The sequence below is a fragment of the Acinetobacter sp. genome, assembly GCF_041919735.1.
Lineage (GTDB): Bacteria > Pseudomonadota > Gammaproteobacteria > Pseudomonadales > Moraxellaceae > Acinetobacter.
The window spans coordinates 71609-77608 of sequence record NZ_JAYRTF010000018.1 but is presented as its reverse complement, the minus strand read 5'-3'; the positions used below and the strand labels follow the sequence as shown (position 1 = coordinate 77608).

The window sequence follows — 6000 nt, the reverse complement described above, 5'->3', positions numbered from 1 at the left end:
AAGTGCTGCAGGACAAACTGCACAGCTTGCCGAACACCACAGTGATCATGAATGCATTATCAACTGAAGTCGTCGGTGACGGTTCACAAGTGACTGCATTGAAATACAAAGACCGCGCGACCGATGAAATCAAAACAGTGGAATTGGCAGGGATCTTCGTGCAAATCGGCTTATTGCCGAACACGGATTTCTTAAAAGAAAGCGCTGTAGAGCTTTCAAACCGCGGCGAGATCGTGATTAACGAACGCAACGAAACCAATGTGAAAGGCGTGTTTGCTGCCGGTGACTGTACAACTGTGCCGTACAAGCAAATCATCATCGCCACAGGTGAAGGCGCGAAAGCATCGCTGTCTGCCTTTGATTACATCATCCGTTCAGGGCAGTAATTGCTGCTGAATCAAACTTAAGATAAAGCATCACTCAAGATAAAGCGTCCGCGCTTTATCTTGAAACCAAAAGCATATTTGAAATATCCTTTTTCAAGGGTATTCACCCTTTTAGGAACTTTGGACGCTAACACCGAAGTTCCTTTTTTTGTTTTTATACCTGTTTTTTTGAAATGCCGGATCTAAGCCAATGTGCTTTTAACTCAGCACGGTTTGATTGGCTTCAATGGCTGTCAATAAAAGCGCAATGCAGAAGCCTCAGTGGATTAGATCTAGGACATTTCAATCAAGCGGCTTTAACAGCAAAGAATTAAAACGAATTAAAAAATCAGCGCACGTTCTACGGGCTGTATTCACAAAAAATGCAAAAGAAAAAAGGTCAAAACTTCCCCCTCAAAGCTTTGACCTTTTCCCAACACAGCGTGTTAATTTTTATAATGTTCGTTATAGTTTTATCCGGGAACTTTGGATTCACATCCGTTCCTCTTGGCGTCGCTCCCTCCAGAGTCATTTTTGAAATAAGTTCAAGCCCTCAAATTTTTTCATCAGCTGATCCTGTGTCTCGACATGTTCAGGATGCAGTTCGATGCAGTCAATCGGGCAGACGGCTTTACAGGTCGGATGGTCATAAAAGCCCACACATTCTGTACAGCGCGCCGCATCAATTTCATACACTTTAGCGCCTTCATAAATCGCTTCATTCGGGCATTCCGGCAGGCACATATCGCAATTGATGCACTGCGCAGTAATTCTTAAAGCCATATCAGCCCGCTGCGTAAGCCAAAGAGGACGCTGAAATATCCGCTGTTGAACTTGGCAAATTGCGGATCAGCAGGGCAAAGTTCATGTCAACATCAGCTGGGACTGGAATATCGACAATGTGGCCTGAACCTTTGGCATCATCAATCAAGTTGCCTTTTTTGTCTTTCATTTCAGTCAATTCAAAAGTGATATTGCCTGAAGTCGTCATCAGTTCCAGTGAGTCACCGACAACAAAGCGGTTTTTCACTTCAATTTTGATGTAATCGCCATTGCGCTCCAAAACTTCGCCGACAAACTGCTGGTGATCGAAACGTGATGAGCCGGTTTCATAATTTTGATATTCGCTGTGCACATGGCGGCGTAAAAAGCCTTCGGTATAGCCGCGGTTGGCCAAGCCTTCCAGCTGAGACATCAGTGACGGATCGAAAGGTTTTCCTTCCAGCGCATCATCAATGGCTTTGCGGTAGATTTGCGCGGTGCGGGCGCAGTAAAAATAGGATTTGGTGCGGCCTTCAATTTTCAGGGAGTGAATGCCCATCTTGGTCAAACGGTCCACATGCTGTACGGCACGCAGATCTTTGGAGTTCATGAAGTAAGTGCCATGTTCGTCTTCTTCGGCTGCGAACATGTCTTCTTCATTGCGCTGTAATAAAACCGGCTCGCCAAATTGGTGTTGTTGTATGGCGTGCTGCTCGTCGGCATCTTTGTTTTGACAGCATGATGATTCTTCAATTTGTGTTACTGGAATAACATCACCAGTTTCATCTTCAGCTGCCTCGTGAATTTTATAGTCCCAGCGGCACGCATTGGTGCAAGCGCCTTGGTTAGCATCACGTTTGTTCATATAGCCGGAAAGTAAGCAGCGGCCGGAATAAGCCATGCATAACGCGCCGTGGACGAAAACTTCAATTTCCATATCCGGCACGTTATTTTTAATTTCCTCAATTTCTTCCATAGATAACTCGCGCGATAAAATCACGCGGGTCAGCCCCATATTTTTCCAAAATTTGACCGTAGCCCAATTCACCGCATTGGCCTGAACCGACAAATGCACGGCAACATCAGGAAAGTGCTCGCGCACCATCATGATTAAACCTGGGTCAGACATAATCAGCGCATCAGGCTGCATTGCGACAACCGGTTCTAAATCTCGGATGAAGTTTTTCAATTTGGAGTTATGCGGCTGAATATTCACCACCACATAGAATTTTTTGCCTAAAGCATGCGCTTCAGAAATGCCGATTTGCAAATTGTCATGATCAAAAGCGTTGTTGCGCACACGCAAACTGTATCTCGGCTGGCCTGCATAAACCGCGTCTGCGCCATAGGCAAATGCGTAACGCATATTTTTCAGCGAGCCGGCAGGAGAGAGGAGTTCGGTTACGTGGGAGATGGTCATGTCAAAAGGCATACAAAAAATATGGCTTTATTGTATGGATTTAAAAAACAGATTCAACCCAGTAAAAAGCTCGGGATTCACCGCGAAATGGGCCGCTTAATCTGAATCAATGATGCGCTTGATCTCGGCTGGCTGGAAATTGAAGAACCAAGCCACGAAGTTTTCAGGCGCAATCGGTGCTGAGCGGATCTTCAGGGCGAAATAAAATCGCCAAGCAGACGATTTATTGTTCTGAGAGGCCGTGCGGATGACGTTTTTTTAATCTAATGATTCCAGCTGTTTTAAAATCTGGCAATCATCTATGGTCGATTGCGACGTGCAGGATTGGCGCAGTTCTTGAAGCTGAACTTGAAATTTTTGCAGCTCTGCGATGCGGTTCTGCACATGAATTAAATGCGCATCAATTACTTCGTTGACTGCGCAGCAATCCTGTTTTGGATTTTGCTCCAACTCAATCAGCGCCTGAATTTCCTTTAATGTCATGTCCAGCGCACGGCAGCGCTGAATAAAAACCAGCCTGCGCAAAGCATGGCTGTTGTAATAGCGGTAATTATTTTCACCGCGCAAAGTGGGCTGAATCAATTCTTTTTTTTCATAAAAACGGATGGTATCGGCGCTTAATCCTGTTTTTTGCACCAGATCTTTCATTAAATACTCTGCAGCAGGAGGCGCTTGATTCATTTTGCTTGACCTTGGAGTTAGTCCATAGTTTTAAATAAGGATAATACATCATGGAGCATCTTGAAAATGGCATGTACTTGCAGTCATGAACCCGCACCAAAAAAACCGGACAGCAAATTCAGAACCGCATTATGGATTGCGCTGTTCATTAATTTGACCATGTTTATGGTTGAATTAATCGGCGGCGCTTATGCGCATTCATCTTCACTCTGGGCCGATTCACTTGACTTTTTTGGTGATTCAGTCAATTACGCCGTTTCATTGGCGGTGCTTGGCGCCAGCTTATATTGGCGGGCAACCGTTGCTTTGCTGAAGGGAATCGTAATGGCCGCATTTGGCTTAATCGTGATTGGCAAGGTAATTTATGCATATGTGCAAGGCATTCCGCCAGAAGCAATCACCATGGGGGCGATCGGGGTGCTGGCGCTCATTGCCAATGTCACTGCTGCTGTCATTTTATATACGTTCCGTGATGGCGATTCCAATATGAAATCGGTCTGGCTGTGCAGCCGAAATGATGCGATTGGCAATGTGGCGGTTATTTTTGCCGCTATTGGGGTGTTTGGCACAGGCAGTTTGCTGCCGGATATCATCGTGGCGGTGATCATGGCCGGGCTGGGGTTGACAGGCGGCTATCAGGTGATCAGCAAAGCCCTGCAAGAGCGCAAAGCATCTGCTGCAGCAGAAACTCAGGTGTGCGAGTAGATCGAAAAATGGCGCAGACTGGGCTGAGGCGCTGAAAACTTTGATCTAGGCGGCGCTGAACGCTGCTGCTTCAGAATGGTTTTTTGATTTGAATGAATAAATACCCAAATATTCTGCATGATCCATATAATGCGCATCAACTGCATGGCTATTTGGCCTTGCGGTTGATGCTTTGCCATTAGATTGAACATTATTCATCAAAATCATTCATCCGCTTGATCTGAAGCCTAAGCCGTTTTGAGGGCTTATTTTTGATGGCTTAAAAGCAATCAGATGATTGGTGCTCAGATGCAGGCAGATCATCTTCAATATACTGCATTTTCAAAACACGGCATTCAAGCTTTAAAAGCGCTGATTATGCCGCGGCGCATGGTTGCATTTTGCTCCAAAAACGCTCCCACAGCTGCAAATATTCGACCTGCAATTGCGTCAAATGCGGGCCATTCTCCCGCATATAGCATTGTGTCAGCAGGGCCCAAATATCATCTTCATGATTATCATCATTGGCTAAGGCGGTCCCGTTTTGTTGCGCGATGCCGTGGCATGCGTAATAGCCGTGGATATACATGGGGTCATAAGCGGAAATATTGACCCGCAGCGCTTCACTGAATTTGATTACCTGCAGTTCGGTGCAGGCAAGAATCAGCAGCAAGTCCGCATAAGAGTGCAGATGCTGCTGTATGAATTGAGCCAGCGCCACAGCTTCAGCCTGTGTATGTTGCTGATCGGAAGGATCCAGTTCCAGCTGCTGCATCAAATTTAAGAAATACACCAAATGCGATTTTGACGCTGAGCTTTTTTCTAGCTGGCGCGTATTGAAGCCCAGCTCATCCATTAAATTCAGTGAAAGCAGGTAGCGGGCATAAATTTTTGCTGCGATGCGGTCTTTGGAAAGCAAATTTGCATGATGTTCAAGGCAGAGCGCTTGATATATGGCCATGCTCAGCGTATCAGTGAAAATTTTCACAATTGCAGTAAAATAATTGAGATGAATAAACTTCAGCTGTTCAAGGCTCAGCTGGCTTTGATGCAGTTGAGTTAAAATCGGGTGCTGGAACACAGCATGATGTGCCGCAGACTGCTTTAATTTATTGACCGCAGCGGTATTTTTTTCCCATAAATCATGGCTTACTGAGTGTTCAATAAAATGCAGAAGCTCTGTGCGGGTATGTTCAGATTGAGTGAAAGAGAGTGTATTCATACCCTGCATTAAATTTTAATTTTCATGAATTTATCATAGAGAAAATAAATTGATTCTTCCAGTTTTTTTATCGGTTTAATTTCTTATATTTCAATATCTTGATTTTAACTATCCAGTATTTTATATAAAAGCCGTTTGCCTTTATGATTTTAATATATAATTCGTATAATATTGCGATGCACTGTGCATGGATGTGCAGCCCTTCATAGTTCAAAAGCTTAATTGTCTAATTTTAAAGTTTTTTGCATCAGGTAAAATAAATGACAAAAAAACAGGACATCATTAATACAGCGCTTGCTCTTTTCAATTCACATAGTTATAACTCGATTGGTATAGATCGCATTATCAGTGAATCGGGCGTTGCGAAAATGACGTTTTATAAATATTTTCCATCAAAGGCCAAATTGATTGAAGAATGCCTGACAGTCAGGAATCATAATTTGCAAACTACTTTAGCCGCTGCAATTGCACAATGCGATCCGCAGGATTATCTGTCCCATCTGCGCACTATTTTTGTTTGGTATGACGCTTGGTTTCATACTGAAGATTTTAACGGCTGCATGTTTCAAAAAGCAGTAGAAGAAATTTCTAAAATTTATCCGTCATCGCTGCAGCCCGCGATTGATTATAAAGAATGGCTGAAAGGGCAGTTAAGCAATGCGCTGCTGCATTTAGGCATTCAGCAGCCCGACCAGCTGGCCTCTTTCTTATCCAGCATTTTGGATGGCATGACCATTCAAGCGCAAATTGATCCTGACCAAGTCAATTTAGAAAGCTATTGGAAACGAGTGGAAACCTTAATTCAATTGGAACTGGCCTGAAATCCAGCTGCATGCCGCGCTTTACATTCAGCTGTAAAATAATCA

General features: G+C 44.1%; 8 protein-coding genes. 3 read left to right on the top strand and 5 right to left on the bottom strand.

Annotated features, from left to right (window positions below):
- Positions 1–386: FAD-dependent oxidoreductase (locus tag ACE3T3_RS11525; protein ID WP_374667060.1), on the top strand; the 386-nt coding region annotated here is incomplete at its 5' end.
- A gap of 507 nt (positions 387–893) precedes the next feature.
- Here ACE3T3_RS11525 and ACE3T3_RS11520 read toward each other — a convergent pair.
- The 3 genes from ACE3T3_RS11520 to ACE3T3_RS11510 all read right to left on the bottom strand — a co-directional run bounded on the left by ACE3T3_RS11520 (position 894) and on the right by ACE3T3_RS11510 (position 3228).
- Positions 894–1148, bottom strand: a complete 255-nt coding sequence (locus ACE3T3_RS11520) for a YfhL family 4Fe-4S dicluster ferredoxin (RefSeq protein WP_374667058.1) — start codon at positions 1146–1148, stop codon at positions 894–896.
- Position 1149: 1 nt separating this feature from the next.
- Positions 1150–2547 (bottom strand): tRNA 5-hydroxyuridine modification protein YegQ, encoded by a 1398-nt coding sequence (gene yegQ / locus ACE3T3_RS11515; protein ID WP_374667056.1) that lies wholly within the window; start codon positions 2545–2547, stop codon positions 1150–1152.
- 258 nt (positions 2548–2805) lie between these two features.
- On the bottom strand, positions 2806–3228 hold the full coding sequence (locus ACE3T3_RS11510) for a Cd(II)/Pb(II)-responsive transcriptional regulator (RefSeq protein WP_374667054.1): 423 nt from the start codon (positions 3226–3228) through the stop codon (positions 2806–2808).
- A gap of 66 nt (positions 3229–3294) precedes the next feature.
- Between ACE3T3_RS11510 and ACE3T3_RS11505 the strand changes: the two genes are divergently transcribed.
- The gene (locus ACE3T3_RS11505; protein ID WP_374667051.1) at positions 3295–3933 is read left to right on the top strand and encodes a cation transporter; all 639 of its coding nucleotides are present in this window, start codon (positions 3295–3297) and stop codon (positions 3931–3933) included.
- A gap of 45 nt (positions 3934–3978) precedes the next feature.
- Here ACE3T3_RS11505 and ACE3T3_RS11500 read toward each other — a convergent pair whose 3' ends face one another.
- Together ACE3T3_RS11500 and ACE3T3_RS11495 are read right to left on the bottom strand one after the other, a co-directional pair.
- Positions 3979–4131, bottom strand: coding sequence for a hypothetical protein (locus tag ACE3T3_RS11500; protein WP_374667048.1), 153 nt, complete (start codon positions 4129–4131; stop codon positions 3979–3981).
- A gap of 157 nt (positions 4132–4288) precedes the next feature.
- Positions 4289–5134, bottom strand: coding sequence for a hypothetical protein (locus tag ACE3T3_RS11495; RefSeq protein ID WP_374667046.1), 846 nt, complete (start codon positions 5132–5134; stop codon positions 4289–4291).
- Between the two features lie 260 nt (positions 5135–5394).
- Here ACE3T3_RS11495 and ACE3T3_RS11490 point away from each other — a divergent pair, with 260 nt between their 5' ends.
- On the top strand, positions 5395–5955 hold the full coding sequence (locus tag ACE3T3_RS11490) for a TetR/AcrR family transcriptional regulator (RefSeq protein WP_374667043.1): 561 nt from the start codon (positions 5395–5397) through the stop codon (positions 5953–5955).
- Positions 5956–6000 lie beyond the last annotated feature (45 nt).

Coding starts and splice junctions, on each gene's coding strand:
- ACE3T3_RS11520 (WP_374667058.1), bottom strand. CDS start 1,148: ATGGCTTTAAGAATTACTGCGCAGTGCATCAATTGCGATATGTGCCTG.
- yegQ (WP_374667056.1), bottom strand. CDS start 2,547: ATGACCATCTCCCACGTAACCGAACTCCTCTCTCCTGCCGGCTCGCTG.
- ACE3T3_RS11510 (WP_374667054.1), bottom strand. CDS start 3,228: ATGAATCAAGCGCCTCCTGCTGCAGAGTATTTAATGAAAGATCTGGTG.
- ACE3T3_RS11505 (WP_374667051.1), top strand. CDS start 3,295: ATGGCATGTACTTGCAGTCATGAACCCGCACCAAAAAAACCGGACAGC.
- ACE3T3_RS11500 (WP_374667048.1), bottom strand. CDS start 4,131: ATGAATAATGTTCAATCTAATGGCAAAGCATCAACCGCAAGGCCAAAT.
- ACE3T3_RS11495 (WP_374667046.1), bottom strand. CDS start 5,134: ATGAATACACTCTCTTTCACTCAATCTGAACATACCCGCACAGAGCTT.
- ACE3T3_RS11490 (WP_374667043.1), top strand. CDS start 5,395: ATGACAAAAAAACAGGACATCATTAATACAGCGCTTGCTCTTTTCAAT.